The sequence below is a fragment of the Nonomuraea sp. NPDC003727 genome (assembly GCF_053586935.1).
This window is the reverse complement of sequence record NZ_JBSFNE010000007.1, coordinates 243,993-260,449: the sequence shown is the minus strand read 5'-3', so window position 1 is coordinate 260,449 and position 16,457 is coordinate 243,993. Positions and strand designations below refer to the sequence as shown.

The following is a 16,457-nucleotide window of genomic DNA, read 5'->3' as shown; positions in this document are numbered from 1 at the left end:
GGCCGTCCTTTCCTTCGTCCCATCATGCACCGCCGTCATGGACCTCCTACCTTCTCCGGCATGACGAGCTCCATACCCTCTTTCAGCGCGCCGGGATCGGGCCCGATCAGATCGCGGTTGCGCTTCCAGATCTCCGGCCAGTAGCGCTCGTCACCGTAGACGTCCTCGGAGATGTCCGCGAGCGAGTCGCCGCTGCCGACGACCCGCCGCACGGGCGTCGGCGTGGGAGCCGGGGCCGGGGTGACTGAAGGGGTGGCTGCCGGGGTGGGAGCCGAGGCCGGCGTCGCCGACGGTGCGGGCGCAGGCCCGCCTCCCGAGCCGTCGCGACGCCGCCCGCAGACACAGGCCTCGTCCGGCGGGCAGAGGCACTCCTCCTCGTCCTCCGGCGGGTACCAGCCGGTGGTGTTGCTGCGCCTGCGGGCCTGCTCCATCCGCTCCTCCCGCTGGGCCTGCCGCGTCGCCAGACGGTTGTCCACCCTCGTGACGAGGGAGTCGACCAGGGACGGCGGCAGCAGAGACCGGTTGGGGCCGTCCTGTCCGACGCCCATCGAGTCGGCCATGGCGATCAGGACCAGCAGCCTGCTGCGCCGCTGTTGCGGCGTCGCGGCCTCGACCTGCCGGGCGGCTTCCCACAGCCTGGCGATGTTCTGGTGATCCGCCGTGGTCAGCACGGCCTGCCCGCCGGTCACCGGCTCCCGCGTCAGGAGGGCGGGACCGGACGGCAGGTTCAGTCGCGCGGCGATGGCGCCGACCGCCGCCGCGGCGGCTTCCCGCTCGATGGCGCCGATCGAGCCGAACGTCGCCACCTGGAACGTCGCGACGTGCTCCTCGACGGTCGCCCTGAACGGCTCCGAGCGCAGCCCCCGGTGGGCCGTCAGCTCCACCGCGACGGGGGCGTGTCCCGGGATGACGATGTCGAGCAGGCCGTTGCCGTACCTCCTCACACTGGCCCCGGCCCGCCGCGCGGCGCGCTCGACGGCCGCCACGGCCGCGTTCACCGCCGCGGTCGGCTGGTGGCCGACGAGGGAGAGGATGGCGTCGACCTGGGCAGGGCTGAGCTGGCCCGCCCTGGCCGCCGCGATCAGCCGCGTCCTGGCTCCGGGAGTGCCGGGTTCCAGGCCCGCCCGCGCCGCCTGCGCGCGCAAGGCGTCCTCGCGCTGGCGGCGGGCGAGCCGCGGGGCGTCGGCCAGGTCCTCGATCCTCGCTCTGAGCCTGGCCAGCACCGCGAGGTCCTCGCGGCCGAGAACGGGTGCGCTCTCCTCCAGGCGAGGGTCGGCGGCGCCGCGAGCCATCGTCCTGCCCGGCGGCAGCCCCTCCAGCTCGGCGATCCGCTCGGCGATCCGCGCCGCGACACCGGTGGTGACGGTCCTGCCGCCGCTCTGCGACACCTCGATCACGAGCTCGCCAGGCCGGCCGAGCTGCGGGTAGGAGCGCACCTCGCCGGGTGCGAGGTCGGCCTCGGACACCACCAGCGTGAACTGGCCGCCCGGCCACTTCACCTCGAAGCGGCCAGGACCGGTGGCCGTGACGGAGTCGACGTTGGCGATTCTGCTGAGGGCGTCCGCGGCCGTCGGCGTCGTGTCGAACGCGCCGATCGTGGCGGCCGAGCCCAGCACGGGACCGGCCCCCGTGTTGAGGAGAGCGGCGATCGAGCCCCTGGCCGGCGTCGAGGTCACCGGCGGGCCCGAGCCCCACGGCGGTTCGGGGGCCAGGTGCCCGCGAGCGACGATGTCGGCGGCGACCGCGTCGATCGCCTGGGCTATCCGCAGCTGGACCGCAGGGTCGCTCGCCTGCCGCCAGTCGCTGGACAGGACCGCGTGCTCCCTGAGCCGCGGCTCCAGGCAGTGGTCACGCCCCTCCTGCTGCTCGGCGGAGGGCAGGGAGCCTCTGACCACGCCCTGGCCCGCGCCGTTCTGCTCGGCCGCCGCCCACTGGAGCAGGTGGACGATCTCGTGGGCCACCGTCGCCTTGACGATGACGGGGTCGGCGTGCTCGTTGATCACCGTGGTGGCCGGGTCGTCGGGCGCGGTCCCCCTGGACGTGACGGCGTTGTCGCCGGAGACGACCTCGCCGACGTTCAGCTGGGTGTAGAGGATCCCGTGCTTCGCGGTGGCCACCTCCAACGTCCGGCCGTCGGCCATCAGGCGCACCGCGACGAAGCCGTCGCCCAGCTCTTCGGCCGTGGGTATCCGCTGCCTGAGGTCGTCCATGGTGAGGGGGGCGCTCCCGGCGCGAGCCGAGGGATCGTACGGCGTGCCGGGGATGGCAGGGGAAGTGGCGGAGACCGCGGACTGGACGCTGACGCCGCCCTGGCCCACGTCGCTGCCTGCCATCGCCGGATCCACGGCGGGCGTCTCCTCCGCCGGCTGCGCGGGGAAGGCCGGGGTGGGTTCCGCGTACGGCACGCCGCGGTCCTCCAGCTCCGCCCGCACCTTGTCGGACAGGGTGCCCTCCACCGTCGAGGCGAAGAAGATCTGACGCAGCGGGAGATTGTGTTCGATGGCGAGGTCGAGCAGCGGCTGCGGCAGCGTGCCGAACGCCTCGGCGAAGCCGTTGTCCGCCGCGACGAGCAGGGCCTCGGGATCGTTCGGATCCGTCGGCAGGCTGTGCACCCCGTTGTCGTCGAGCAGGTACCTGCGCAGGGTGCCGTCCGGCTCCACCTGGTCGAGGACGACGGGCCTGCCGCGCGAGGCGACCGTGCGCGCCTCGTTCAGCAGGCGCCACGGCGCCTCCTCCGTGACCTGCCCCTGCCACACGATCGGGTCGTTCTCGAAGGTGGGCACGGCGAACACCCATCCCGCGCCGAGAGGCACGCCCGCCTCGATGGCCGCGTTGATGGCGTTGAACTGGCCCTCGAACATCTCGACGACCACGGTGGCGGTCCCCGCCTCGGGGAGGAACTCGGAAGGGCCGCGAACCCGGCGGCCGGTCACCGTTCGCCCGACTTCCGTCAGCGTGGCGTCGAACGCCACCTCGAACGCGACCTTGAGCCGCCTGCCCCGCGTGTACGTGGTGTGCTCGACGCGGCTTCCCCTGCCCACCGTGTAGCGGTCGGTGGCCTGCTCACCGCTGGAGACGCCCGCCGACACGCTTGAGGGGCCGTGGCTGCCGCCTGCGCCCCTGCCGAGCGGGAGCATCGTGCCCGTGCTCACCGTCGTCGACCACTCGTGCTGGAACCGCTGGACGTCTCCGCCTTCCCTGTCCTCGAGGACGCCGACCACGACACCCTTCTTGAACGTCCTGGCCTGGAGGGTGACCTCCTGGCCCAGGCCGCTCGCGCTGCGCGGGTTCACCTCGCCGATCAGCAGCCCTTCCCCGGCGGTCATCCGCTTCAGCAGCGCGATCAGCGTCAGGTCGTCGGTCATCGTCTGCAGCTGGTCCTCGACCTCGCGCGCGGCGGCCTCTCCGTGACGGAAAGCCACGGCGGCCCGCAGGCTGTCGTACAGGGAGCCGTCCTGCTCGATCGTCTCGGTCTTGGTCGCGTTCGGCAGCGGGAACGAGCGCGGATCCCTGGCGCCGTCCAGCTCGGGCACCGCGCCCTCCTCGTAGGGGCGGATCTCGGTGCTCTCGACCAGGCGGACCATCTCGAGGTCGACGGTGAACTCGGTTTCCGTGGCGCGTTCGGGATGCAGCACCGCGTCGGCCGCCCTGCGCGCCGCGCGCCTGAGGCCGAACCAGCGGAACCGGGAGGGCAAGCGCTCCATCGTGACGGTCAGCTGGCCGCTCTGCAGGAGCCTGTGCATGTCGGCCGGGCCGCCGAAACGCTCGACCGTGGTCTGCTGCATGTGGGAGGAACTCGACGTGGACCGGTTCTTGTCGGTCGACACCGAGCCGTTCCCGCCACCGACCGCGTTCGCGCCGCCGCCGTCGACCGATCCCCCGCGGTTGCGGCCGCTGGAGAGCGTGTACCCCTTCTGCTTGTAGGAGTAGTCCTGTCCGAGGGGCACCTTCGTCTTGGTGCGGCCGAGATCCTGGACGGAGTCGGGGTCGAGATTCAGATGCATCCGCACCCTGAACCGCTCGGTCCTGCCCAAGCGGCCCGTCCTCATGGTGAACGCGGTGTGGTAACCGAACCGGCCGGTCATGTTGTCGACCTTGCCGCGCCAGCGCCTGCCGTTCAGCGAGCCGTACAGCTTGTCGGGAGCGGGGGCGTCGGCATCGAGGACACCGGGCGCCAGCCGCGCCAGGTGGGCCATGGTCTGCTCGAGGAGGTTGACGCGCTTGCCGCCGAGGGAGAACACGACGTTCTCGATCAGAGAGTCGCCGATCTTCGTGGCGAGATGGTTGACCAACCTGACACGTCGGGACTTGGCGGCCAGTGCCGCCGCCGCTGACAGGCGGTGCCCGTCCGGCGCCGCCATCATGTCCGCGAGACCGGGCAGGGTGGAGAGCTTGTTCTCCAGTGCCTCGCGCGTGTGCCTGTCGGCCAGCTCGGGCCGCTGGTCGGCCGGCAGCGTCCGCAGCTCCATGAGGTAGCGCTGCACGAGCGGAACCGCGACCGTCCGGTCCAGCTCCAGATTGTCGTCGAGCCAGCGCTCCACCGAGTCGGCCGTCATCCATGGCGGCAGTTGCAGCTTGCCCTCGGCGTACAGGCGCAGGCTCACCTCTTCGGGGACGGAGAAGATGGCCGAGCCGTCCACGGTCTCCCCGACGGGGGTGACCGAGCCGGGGGGGAACGCGTTCATCGAGAACTGCCCGTCGGCCTGGAAGTAGTGCTGGACGCCGATGTCGATGGCCAGCCGCTCCCTGCCCCAGATCAGCAGCTGGTACATCGAGCGCGCGATCGACCCGGCTTTGCCCCAGCCGGCGTTGGCGCTGCCGTTCGCGCCCTTTCCGTTCTGGTAGCCGGCGCCGACCCCGGCGTTGACCGACCCGTTGGCGGAAGCGGAGAAGGTGGTGTTCAGGCTCTCCAACTGAAGGAAGATGTCCGCGATGACGCCCTCGTGGGCTCCCAGGGCGCGGACCTTTCCCGGCTTCCAGTCGAGGCTGAGCCGAGCCCGGGACGGGCCGGGCAGGCGGAACCAGCGCCGCCCCTGGTTGAAGCTGCGCGAGTTCACGGCGAAGCCCGTGGTGTACGGCGAGCCGCCCTTCACGGCGTGGCTCAGGACGTTGTGGTGGCCGAGGAAGTTCGCCACGTGATGCAGCGCGCTCGTGCCCCAGCGCAGGAACCGCGAGAACAGTCTCCTGGCCGCCGGGAGGAGGCCGGTCGTGTCGACGTGGTGCATCGTCGCGTTGTCGATCAGCTCGGCGGGGGCGGCCTGCCACTGTCCTGGAGGTCTGCTGGGGTCGGCCAGCATGGCGGTCGGGACCGCCATGCTGACCGTCGTCTCGTGCTCGGACAGCACCACCGGCTCGCTGTCGCCGCTGCGGAGGGTGGCGGTGACCGTGCCCTCCGTCTCCGTCTTCCCGTCGGTCAGCAACTCGTGGAGCAACACGTCGTTGCCGGTGTCGCCCTTGGCGGACCCGGAGCTCGTGCTGCCGCCGAGGGCGGCGCCGAGGCGGGCCTTGAAACTGAACCCGGCCGAGTTCTCGCCGGGCTCGTGCGCGGCGCTCACCTCGCCGCTCAGACCCCCTGAATGCCCGTGCCCGGCCGACACGACGTTGGTGTCGGACCCGATGTACAGCAGCGCCATGGCCTGGTTGAAATCCTGCGCGACCAGGGTGGTCGTCGTGACGTCCAGGCCGATCTTCAGCTCGAGGGTGAAGATCTGGGTGCTCTCCCCCGCGTGGTTGCGCACGAGCGGGATGAGGATGCCCTGGTGGATGGCCTGGTTGAGCCGGGTCTTGACGTTCAGGTCGCGGACCTGCTGCTCCATTTCCATCTGGTTGGTGTGCTGGGCGGCCGCCTCGTACTCGTCCTCGGAGTAGATCAGCTCGCCGTCAACGGGGGTGGGCAGGAGGCCGAGGCTGCGCAGCGCGGTGATCGCGTCCGACAGGGTCCGGTCGAGGTTGGTGACCCCCTTGACGAGCGCGAAGCCCGCGTCGGCGAACTGGTGCTCCTGGTCGCCCTGCCAGATCGGCCGGGCCTCCTGGCCGGTCTTCGGCCCGATCTGTTGCGGGTCGTCGCGCAGGACGATCTCTCCGTCGGCGTTCCTGAGCGGCTGCTTGTCGTCGCCCAGCACCACCGCGGCGGGGTCGAACGGCATGCCCGCGCGGGCCGCCTCCGACTCGGTGGCCACGATCTGCATCTCGCCCGTCGTCTCGACCGGATCGAGGCGGTCGTCGCCCTCGATCATCGTGATCACCAGCACGGTCTTGTGCTTGAGCACGACGTCCTGGTGGTGGGCCATGCTGCGGTCGACGACCGGCTTGTAGGCCGTTCCTCCGGCGCTCACGCTCTCGGACCGCGACCGGCCGTAGTTGGCGTTGACGCCCCACGAGGACTTGGCCTTCGGGTTCAGCTTCTGCAGCAGGCCGGCGAGCCACCCGAACGCGCGGCCGATGCCGACCGAGCCGCCGCTGGAGAACCCGGACGACTGGCCACCGTTCGAGTTGGTGACCGCGACACCAAGGTCCTCCTTCCAGCGCTCGTTACTGGGGGTTCCCGCCAACCGCGCCGACTCGTAGTCGGGCTCGGTCCGCAGTTCGACCCGTGCGACCTCGCGCCCGTTGTGCGAGAGCTTGCCCTGGATGCCGGTGTTGACGGCGTCGGCCATCTCGCTGGGCCACTGCTCGGACACGAAGTTGCGGAGCTGCCGCAGGGTGTCCGAGCCGGCGTTCTTGCCCAGCCTCTCCATCGCGCCGTCGATGAGCTCCTCCGCCCCGGTCGCGTTGAGAGTGACGCTCGGGGGGAACGTGCGCGTGTCCCCGGTCTGCCCGGCGGGCGCGCCGTTGGCCTTCGCCGGCGCCGGGTGCCTGGCCTCGAGTTCGGCCAGCGTGACAGGCTTGCGTACCGGGCGGTCGGTGTGCGAGGCCCCGATCCACACGTGCAGCTCGGACAGATCGTTACTCGTGCCGCTGTCGACCGGGTCGAGCGTGACCCAGCCCTCCTGAGGCGAGGTACGGATGCGCACCGTGTACGTGCCACGCCCCTTGAACGGGGTCGCCTCGCCTCTGTTGTCCTCGACGGCGCCGCCGACCACGTTGTCGAGGGCGTTCCCGCTCGTCGAGCGGCTCCGGCCGTAGTTCAGCTCCCCACCGGGGCTGAAGAGCTTCACGAGGGAGCCGACGCCCGGTATCACCTTCACCAGGCCCGCGAGCTTGCCGCCGATCTTGTAGGTCACCGTGCGGACCATCTCCGCCGCGATCGCCAGACCGCCCTGGGGGAGGCGGCCGAACATCATCTGGCCGGACCTGGCCCAGTGGCCTATCACCTCGATCAGCTCGGCGACTGTCAGCTTGACGTTCACCTCACCCTGCGAGAGCACGCCGACCCGCAGGACCACGCCCTCCTTCGAGATCAGCTGCTTCCACTGCCCGAGCAGCGCCCGGTGCAGATCATCCACGGTGAACTGCTCGTCGATCCCCTGAGCCAGCATGCCCGCGTTGATCCGCTGGGTCAGTCTGGTCATGTGCGGCAGCTGCTCGGCCATCGAGTTCGCGACGGCGTCGGGAGCGGGCAGAGCCGCCAGCAGGGCCTCCTTGTAGGCCTCGACGCGCCTCTTCGCGTCCTCGGCCGCCTGGGCCAGCTCGCTCTTGGCGGCCGTCACCGCGGCCGGGTCGGCGGCGGTCAGCTGGTGCAGGCTCTCCGCGAGCCGCGCGTAGTCGCCCTGGACGGTCCGGGCCGCTGTCAGCGCCTTCTTGTAGGCCCTGATGATCCGCTCGTGGCGACGCTGGATCTCCTGCTGCTTGTCCGCCTCGGCGCGAGCCTTGCGGGCGCGTTCCTTCGCGAACTGGTCCCGCTGCCCGTCCGCCTTCTTCGCGTCGTCGAGAGCTTTCTTCTTCGCCTCCTTCGCCTTCTTCGCCGTTTCCGCGTGCGCCTTGATCCGGGCCTCGAGGCCCGCCACCGCGCGTGACAGCGAGTCGGCCTGTCCGCGCGCCAGCCTGGTCGCTTCGGCGAGCGGTGTCTCCGCCACGGGGGCAGCCGGGGGGAGCACACCCTGCTCTCCGGCGATCCACGGTGGCGTGGGCGCCGTCTCGCCGCGCTGGGCCAGGTCGGCGGCCACCGCGTCCATCAGCCTCTTCAGCGCCTCCTGCTCGCTCTGGCTCGACGCGTTCAGCCAACGCCTGGCGAGGTGGCGGTGCTCGTTGTACCGGGCTTCCACGTACGCGGCCTGGCTGGTCTCGGCGTCGCCCCGGCCGGTCAGCCGGTTCAGCACACCCCTGATGGGGCCCTGGCTGGGCTCCACGGCGACGGCGTCGAGCTCCTGCGCCGCATGCGTGAGGTACTGCACCAGCGTGACGGAGACCAGCTCGGAGCCGAGCCGTCCCGACAGCCGCAGGACGTGAGGGTCGCTCTCGGTGCCCGAGTTCAGCACGACGGCGGGATGACCGCCCGAGGCCGACGACGGGTACACGAGCCGGAAGTGCATCGTGGGCCGGCCGTCCATCTCGACGCGCAGCTGGGGACCGCCGGCCGACCAGACGATGGAGCGCACGCCCCTGCCGAGGTCGGACGGTTTCACCGCCTCACCGTCGACGAGGGCCTTGACTTCGGCGTCGTTCAGGTCGGCCTGCGAGGGCGGCCGGGTATCGGCCGTCAACGTCGTGTCGACGACGGTCCTGGACGTCCTGGGGCCCGGACGGGTGGTGGGCGCGGCGGGAGGAGCCTGAGGCGCGTTGGCCGTCTCCGGATCGAGCGCCCGCACCTTCGTGGCCACGTCGGCCGCGGAGTCGTCGTGGAAGCCGGGCCGCATGAAGCCGTCCCCGGCCCCCGGATCATCGGCGATCAGCGCGCTCAGCCGTGCGTCGGGATTGCCGGCGAGCACATCCGAGATCGCCTTCGTCGCGGCGGCGCGGCTGGGCTCGGACAGCTCGGCGAGCTGTTCGAGCGCGTCGACCGCGCCGTTCGACCGCGACCGGCCGGCGAGCCCGGCGATCTCGGCGCCCAGCCAGGCCGCCGCGTTCACGCGCAGCACCTCCTCGGGCATGCCGTCCTTGGCGTTGGCCCGGAGCCCCCTCCTGGCGCTGTTGATCTTTTCTGCGGAGATCGTGACGGTTCGGCCGGTGACATCGGTGAGGCGCACGTCGCCGTTCTGGAGCCACAGGGCGTCCGGGGCGACGTGGAACAGCGCCTCGTCGATCGCCTTCCGGGCGGCGGTGGGCGCGGCGGCCTCGCGCGCGGCGGCCGCGGCCGCCAGCTGCTGCGCCGTGGGAGCGGACGGCGTGGCGGCGGTCGTGGTGGTGCCGGACTCCGACGTCTGGGCCTGGCCGGTGCCGGCCTGCTCGCCGGTCGCCGCGGTGGGCTGGACGGCGGGGTCCTGGCCGGTGTCCGGGTTCTGGGCCGCGTCGGGGTTCTGGGACGTGCCGGAGTTCTCGCCGGTCTCGCCGGTGTCGGGGTTCTGGGACGTGCCGGAGTTCTCGCCGGTGTCGGGGTTCTGCGACGCGGCGGGATTCTCGCCGGTGTCCGGGTTCTGCGCCGTGGTGGGGTTCTGGCCCGTGTCGGGGTTCTGGGTGCTGGACGGGGTCTGGCCGGGGTCGGGGTTCTGGGCCGTGGGGTTCTGGGCGGTGTCCGGGTCTCCCTGGGTGAGCGGCTCGGACGCCTGGTTCTGCTCGCCCGTGGAGGGCTGCTGGGACCGGCCCTGGGGGTCAGGCTGCTGCGCCGAGGGGCGCGTCGCCTGCGTGGTCGGGTCACCGGCCGGCTGCGTCTGCTCCTCTTCCTCCTCCGGGGTGACCACGACCTGGTTGTCGGGGTCGGTCGAGGTCGTGCTCGACCCCCTCCGAGTGCCCTCCCCGCCGGCCACGGTGGACGACGACCCGCCCTGCTGCGTGCCCGCCTGGCCGGTCCTGCCCGCCGTACCGCCCGAGCCGGTCGTGGAGGTCCCGCCCGAGCCCGTCATGTTCGGCCCGCCCGTCGACGGGTCGCCGGACGGGTCGGGGCCGTTGCCCGTCGGGCCGTTGCCCGTCGGGCCGTTGCCCGCGGGGCCGGAGGGGTTCTGGCCGGAGCGGGCCAGGTCGGCGGCGGCGGCCAGGTCGCTCGCGCTGGCGAGGGTCGACAGCGGGTGCAGCACCGCTGTGTAGACGTCGGGGTTGAAAGGGCTGATGGTGGTGTCGGTGAGGAACGGCACTCCCGCACGTCCGGCGCCGCCCATGAAGCCGCCCACCATGGCGTCGAGGGTGAACGGGTTCTCCGGCGGCCACTGCCGGTAGACGAGGGTGTTGGCGATCATGCTGCCGAACGGCGAGGCGATGGCGTTGGTGAGACCGGTGTTCAGCGCGCGCCCCGCGAAGCCCGGCACGTGGTCGGTGATGTGGGACATCGGACCGGCCAGCCTCGTGCCGATCACGGCGCCGCCGCCCGCGCCCACGACCGCGGCACCCGACTTCTGCCAGTCCCACTCGGTCCGCGTGCCCATCTGCATCTGTTCCCACTGGGCGTAGGCGTCGATGAAGAACTCCTCGCCGATCTCCTCGACCAGCTCCTTGCCGATGGGGGAGGCGAGGAATCTGAGCACGGCGGCACGGCCGGTGGGTCCGCTCAGCGCGGCCAGCATGGCCACGCCTCTGGGGCCGATCGCGCGGCTCGCGATCGCCGTGAGCCTGACGAGGATGCGGGTGATCGCCGCTCGTGCCGCCGCCGCGTACGGGCCGACGAACGGGGCGGTCGAGCCCGCGGTGAAGAAGGCGACGAGAAGGGCGATGGCGATCGCCACGACGGTGACCCAGAAGGCCACGTTGATGGACAGCTTGGAGTACTGCGTCTCGACGGCGAAGTTGCTGGCCTCGGCCGCGCGGCTCATCGACTCGTTCGTCACGGCCGTCGTGCCTGCCGGGTTGCCGCACAGCTCGCGCGCCCTGCCGACGAACTCCGCTGTGGACGGCGCGGAACAACCGGCCACGATGGCCCTGGCGGCGCGGCCCGCCGCTTCGGGATACCGGCTCGTTCCCGTGGCGAGGTTGTAGTAGGCCTGGGACAGCTTCGACAATCCGGTCTCGCTGGCCTCAGGCCATTTCTGGCCCGCCGACAGCATGGGGATCAGCCAGTAGTTGACCCAGTCGGGCAGCGACTCCGTCTCCCAGGCCGGGCGGACGTCCCTGTCGATGACGACGACCACGTCCTGCTTGGTGGCCCGACCCCCTGGGCCCTGAACCTCCACGCCGCCGCTTGCCACACCGTCCCCCGTCAGCCGTCCGACTGTTCGTCACCGCGCGTCAGGCCCCTCGCCGTCGCGCTCTTTCTCGTCTCAGACCTCCCGGACCCGTTCGCCCGTCCCGATGTCATAGGCGATCGTCGCGTCCGTGGTGAACAGGTTCTCGACGCCCTCGCGCACCCGGTCGCCGGCGTCGGCGAACTGCTGGGGGAAGTTCGAGCACCGATCCAACAGCTTGGTCGGCCCGTCACCCTGGTAGTGGTTGGCGTAGAAGGCCTTGCCCTCGGCGCCGGACCCCCATGGCTCGGTGGCCAGGGCCTGCCGCAGCTCGTCCACCAGGCGCGGCAGGTCCTTCTCCATCTCGCCGGCCATGTCGGACCACTGCGTGATCCCCTCGTAGGTGATGGGCCTGACGAGGTCCACGCCGTACGGGTAGCTCATCGTCTCCCGCCCATCTGGTCGGCCAGCTGGGCCAGCACGGTCTCGAGGTCGCCCTCGAGATGCGCCTCCATCTGATCGGCCGGGATCAGCGGGGAGAACACCTCGATGATCTGCTCGCGCGCCTTGGCGGCCGCCTGGTGCACCGTCTCGGTGATCGTGTCGGCCAGCCCTCTGGCGTCGGGATGCCGGTAGATGCGCGGGTCGATGTCGAGCCGGATCAGCTCGCCCCGCGAGCCGACCGTGACCGACACCAGACCGTCGCGTGACTTCGCGCTCACCTGGACGGCTTTGGCCTTGGCGTGCAGCTCCGCGCCGTCCTCCTGGAGCCGCATGAAGGTCGCGCGCAGTTCGTCCGCGTAGGCCTGCAGGCCCGCGGGGTCTCGTTCGCCGAAGGACTCCATGTCACCCCCCTCGCCCCACCACGCGCGCCAGCAGCGTACGTGTTACACGCTAGTTTCCGGCACATGAACATCATCCGACAAGATGTCCCGCAAATTGCTCATGTGTCACACAGCCTCACAGCTGGAGGGGGACCGCACGCTCCTGGAGTTCTCCCACGTCATCACGGGTGACCCAGCGCCGGTAGACCCCGCGCTCGACCCGCTCCATGCCGAGCGCCACCGCCTCCGGCGCCGAGCCGCCCAGGTACTCCAGCAGCACCTCGCCGTCACGCTCGGCGAGCACCATGAACTCCGTGCCCCGCCACGTGCAGACCGTGGTGACGAACCAGACGCCCTCGCACTCGGCGGCGGGAACCGTCATGACATGGCAACCCTGCTCGACCTCGGTGAAGCCTTCGGCCGGATCCTCGCGGCGCAGCCGTAGCCAGACCTCCAGGGCGGACGCCTCCGGGCTGGCCGGGTAGTCGGCGCCCCGCCATCTGGCGCGGTAGGGGGACGGCGTCATGCGCGCCGCCCGACCAGGAACCAGCGCCGCAGGTCGCCGTGGTAGACGGCGCGCCTGCGCTCGATCCCGTCGTGCTTCAGCTCCCAGATCTCCGCGCCGTGGGTGAGGCCGACGCCGTACACCTTGTACTCGCGGATGACCTGGTCGGGGTTGGGCACCAGGCCGAGCCCCACGAAGGGCGGTTCCTCCACCACCCATCCGGCGACCGCGTCGCGGCGCTCCTCGTCGACCCCGCCGTACGGCGTGCGGTAGAGGTCGAGCCCCACGGGACGCCAGCGCAGCAGGTTGAGCGCGCCCTCGGGGGTGACGAGGTCGGGCTGCCCGAGCGCCTCGGCGAGCACGGCGGGCGTGGCGATGTGCGAGACGTCGAGCGCGTGGTGGCAGTACCCGGAGACCCTCGGCTCGCCGCCGGACAGCAGGTCGTGGATGTCGGAGGGGCGCAACAGCTTCTGCATCACCGGCACGCCCGACCGGGGGGCGAGCGCGAGGTCCTGGACAAGGGTGGGGACGGCGAGCCTGGCGACCGTACCCGACTCCAGGAGGAAACTCACGGGCAGGCCGGGATTGACGGCCAGGCCCCAGCGGGAGTCGGGCCAGCCCGCCGCCAGCTCGAGCATCGAGACGACCCGGTGATGCTCGGTGAAGGTGGCACTGGCGGCGACCATCGCCTCGACCGAGGTGTAGGCCAGCATCCAGGTACGGTCACCGTCGCGGGCGGTCGGCCAGGCGACCGGTTCGGTTCCCTCGAAGGCGGCCGCGGAGATGGGCAGCGCCAGGTCGGCGTCCTTCAGCAGGCTCAGGCACAGGGCCGTCGCACCCGCCTCGAACGCGGCCCAGAGCGCTTCCTCGAAAGGACTGGACGGGTTCCGCACGACGATCACCCTAGCCAAGGCGTGCTCCCAACTCGCATGCCCCAGGCCTTACCTGGGAACACACGCCAATAGGGGCTCGAAACGTCGGGGGAGGTTCGACCAATGGCCATCCATACGGAACGGGTAACCGGTTGGGTCGGCTGGATCTGGTTCGGCGGCATGCTGATGATCATGTCGGGGATCTTCAACATCGTCAGCGGCCTGTCCGCCATCATCAACGACCAGGTCTACGTCCAGACCTTCACCAAACTCCTGCTGTTCGACCTGACCGGGTGGGGCTGGCTCCACCTGATCTGGGGTGTTCTGCTCACCGTCACCGGCGTCGCGGTGAGCTTCGGCAAGGGCTGGGCCCGCATCGCGGCGGTCGTTCTGCTGATGATCAACGCGATCACGCAGCTTACCTGGATCGCGGTCAACCCCTGGTGGTCGCTGGCGGTCATCGCCATCGACGTGCTGGTGCTGTACGCGCTCATCGTGCACGGCCGGGAGGCCAAGACGCTCGCGGAGTGAGGCTCCGCATCTGTCGGATACATGCGCTTTTGGGGGTTTTGCGGACTTCGTTATAACCCGCATCGGGAAAGAACGCATATGGCCGACCTCGCGAGGGCCGGGCGCGGTCGCTCGTGCCGGGAAGAAGGCCGTCCCACAACGCGACAGGAAGCAGGACCATCCATGAGCAACCTCATCGTCATCTCCTACCCGGACGTCAACACCGCCGCCATGGTCCGCGACCGGCTGTTCGAGATGCAGAAGCAGAACCTCATCACGCTGGCCGACGTGGCCGTCGTGGAGCGCCGGCTGGACGGGAAGATCAAGCTGCACCAGTCCACCAGCATGACCGGGCTGGGCGCCACCAGCGGCGCCCTGTGGGGCGGCCTGATCGGGCTGCTGTTCTTCATGCCGCTGTTCGGCATGGCGATCGGCGCGGCGGCCGGCGCGGCCGGCGGGGCGCTCACCGACGTAGGCGTCAACGACAAGTTCATGAAGGACCTCGGCGCCAAGATGGAACCGGGCAAGGCCGCGCTGTTCGTCCTGGTCGTGAAGAGCACGCCGGACAAGGTCATCCCGGAGATCGCCCAGTACGGCGGCGACATCCTGCAGACCTCGCTCAGCCAGGACCAGGAGGACCATCTGCGCGAGGCGGTCAAGGCGGCGCAGGGCGTCAACGCCTGACCAACCAACCCCGGGCGGCCAGGCGTCCGTCGCCGCCTGGCCGGCCCCGGGCCGCCGGGCGTCCTCCTGGCCTGTCCCGATCGCCACACGCCCGACGCGGCCCCAGGTTCGCCGGGCGGCCACGCCTGACCGGCCCCTGGGTCGCCGGGCGCCCACGAGCCGGGGCGGCGCGCGACCATCACTCGATTCCTGATCGCCTACGAGCCGCCATCGGAACCACCCGTCTAACGGTCGCGGTGGTAGTGGCGTGCGGCGCGGGCGCGGTTACCGCACGCGACCGAGCACCACTCCTGGCGGGGATGGCGCTTGACGAAATACAGCACGCACCTCGGGGCGGGACACACCTTGACCCGCGAAAGATCGGGGCCGGCGAAGAAGTCGATCGCGGCGTTGGCCAGGGCCGACGACAGGTGGTCGCCGTGCACCTCGAGATGCTCCTCCGGCGCGTGCGACCACTCGAGGCGGCGGCGCGTGGGGGCGGCGGCGCTGTTGACCAGCGCGAGCGCCTCGGGGAGCGGGGGCAGGGCTCCGGCATCCGCCGGGCTGGGCGGGTGAGGGGAGACGGCCTTGGCGAAGAGGGCGCGTACGGCTTGGCGGAGAGCGACCGTGCCGACCCTGATCCGCTCGTCGGCAGTGAAGGCCGCGGTGTCGAGGTAGGGGGACAGGTCCTGGTCGCGCACCCAGGCGGTCAGGCCGTCGACGGTCGCGAAGGCGTCGGTGAGGCCGCTGCGGCGGGCTCGGATGGTGCCGGCCAGCCGGAGTGCCAACGGGTCGTCCATACCCTTCATTCTAACGGGAATTCCTCTCAAAGTCCGTGATAACGTAACGGGCTTGTCGGGGTTATCCCGTTAGAAGGAGTGCTGAAGATGATCAAGCCGGTGCAGGGGGATCCCAAGCTGGACAAGGTGCCGAACATGGTGCGCGTCATGGCGAACTCGCCTGCCGTACTGGAGGGCTACCAGGGGCTGGCGCGGGCGCTGAAGAAGAGCACGCTGCCGCAGACCGCCTTCGAGCGCATCGCGCTGACCGTGGGCGCGGCCAACGCCTGCTCGTACTGCGTCGCCGCGCACACCTACAGCGGCAAGACGGCTGCCGGGCTCAGTGACGCCGACGTCGAGCTGGCCAAGCAGGGCACCGCTGAGGACGCCAAGGAGGCCGCGGCCGTCGAGTTCGCCCGGGCGCTGACGGAGACGCGCGGCAACGCCGACCCGTCCCAGGCGCGCGCCGCGGGGTGGAACGACGAGCAGATCCTGGAGATCATCGCGCTGGTGGCCCTGCAGACGATGACGAACTACGTCAACAAGGTGGCGGAGACCGAGAACGACTGGCCGACGGCATGACGATCGCGCGCCTGGGCGCCGGCCGTGCCGAGGGTCCCGGTCGGGGGGAGGGTGCCGGGTGGGCGGCCAGGGTCGGGCGGATGCGGCCTGTGGCGGTAACGCTGGTGCTGCTCGCGCCGCTGGCGGTGGTGCAGGCGGTGGCCGGGGAGCCCACGCTCGCACCTCCGCTCGCCGCCTCGGCCGCGCTCATCGCCGTCGCCCCCGGCACCCCGGCGGCCCGCCCGCTCACCGTGCTGCTCGCCCACCTCATGGCGGCGGCGGCAGGGCTCGGCGCGGCGTTCGTCGCCGGGCCCGGCACAACGGCCGCGATGCTGGCGGTGGGGGCGGGGGTCGTGGCGATGCTGGTCACCGGCACCTTCCATGCCCCCGCCGCGGCGTCGGCCGCGCTGCTGGGCGTGGCCGGTCAGCCGGTCCCCGCCCTCGCCCTGGTGGCCGGTGCGGCCATCCTCGCCATCCTGGCCGCCGTGCCGCGCGTGGCCCGTTTCCGCCGTTCACGTTGACCTCCGCACCGCCGTCCTGGCCGTGGTGCCGCGCGT

Annotated in this window: 10 protein-coding genes; 4 read left to right on the top strand and 6 right to left on the bottom strand. The window is 71.3% G+C overall.

Annotation, left to right across the window (positions count from 1 at the left end):
- Positions 1–35 precede the first annotated feature (35 nt).
- The 5 genes from ACWDLG_RS19885 to ACWDLG_RS19865 form a co-directional block, all read right to left on the bottom strand.
- The gene (locus tag ACWDLG_RS19885; RefSeq protein ID WP_449921878.1) at positions 36–11,195 is read right to left on the bottom strand and encodes a WXG100-like domain-containing protein; all 11,160 of its coding nucleotides are present in this window, start codon (positions 11,193–11,195) and stop codon (positions 36–38) included.
- Positions 11,196–11,282: 87 nt separating this feature from the next.
- Positions 11,283–11,630, bottom strand: coding sequence for a hypothetical protein (locus ACWDLG_RS19880; RefSeq protein WP_449921876.1), 348 nt, complete (start codon positions 11,628–11,630; stop codon positions 11,283–11,285).
- A complete protein-coding gene (locus ACWDLG_RS19875) occupies positions 11,627–12,031 on the bottom strand; it encodes a YbaB/EbfC family nucleoid-associated protein (protein WP_449921874.1) in 405 nt (134 codons plus the stop codon). Before ACWDLG_RS19875 ends, ACWDLG_RS19880 begins: the two co-directional genes overlap by 4 nt.
- Positions 12,032–12,146: 115 nt before the next feature.
- On the bottom strand, positions 12,147–12,536 hold the full coding sequence (locus tag ACWDLG_RS19870) for a hypothetical protein (RefSeq protein WP_449921873.1): 390 nt from the start codon (positions 12,534–12,536) through the stop codon (positions 12,147–12,149).
- Positions 12,533–13,417, bottom strand: a complete 885-nt coding sequence (locus tag ACWDLG_RS19865) for an SseB family protein (protein ID WP_449922148.1) — start codon at positions 13,415–13,417, stop codon at positions 12,533–12,535. Before ACWDLG_RS19865 ends, ACWDLG_RS19870 begins: the two co-directional genes overlap by 4 nt.
- Positions 13,418–13,510: 93 nt before the next feature.
- On the opposite strand from ACWDLG_RS19865, the gene ACWDLG_RS19860 reads away from it, so the two are divergent.
- Both ACWDLG_RS19860 and ACWDLG_RS19855 read left to right on the top strand, forming a co-directional pair.
- A complete protein-coding gene (locus tag ACWDLG_RS19860; RefSeq protein WP_354915655.1) occupies positions 13,511–13,918 on the top strand; it encodes a DUF7144 family membrane protein in 408 nt (135 codons plus the stop codon).
- 162 nt (positions 13,919–14,080) lie between these two features.
- Positions 14,081–14,581: a DUF1269 domain-containing protein gene (locus ACWDLG_RS19855; protein ID WP_354915658.1), complete on the top strand. Its 501-nt coding sequence runs from the start codon at positions 14,081–14,083 to the stop codon at positions 14,579–14,581.
- Between the two features lie 224 nt (positions 14,582–14,805).
- Here ACWDLG_RS19855 and ACWDLG_RS19850 read toward each other — a convergent pair whose 3' ends face one another.
- Positions 14,806–15,360, bottom strand: a complete 555-nt coding sequence (locus ACWDLG_RS19850) for a CGNR zinc finger domain-containing protein (protein ID WP_449921870.1) — start codon at positions 15,358–15,360, stop codon at positions 14,806–14,808.
- An 87-nt stretch (positions 15,361–15,447) separates the two neighbouring features.
- On the opposite strand from ACWDLG_RS19850, the gene ACWDLG_RS19845 reads away from it, so the two are divergent.
- Entirely contained in the window at positions 15,448–15,921 is a 474-nt protein-coding gene (locus tag ACWDLG_RS19845) for a carboxymuconolactone decarboxylase family protein (protein ID WP_449921868.1), read from the top strand.
- Between the two features lie 89 nt (positions 15,922–16,010).
- Entirely contained in the window at positions 16,011–16,421 is a 411-nt protein-coding gene (locus ACWDLG_RS19840; RefSeq protein WP_449921867.1) for an HPP family protein, read from the top strand.
- The last annotated feature ends 36 nt before the right edge of the window (positions 16,422–16,457 follow it).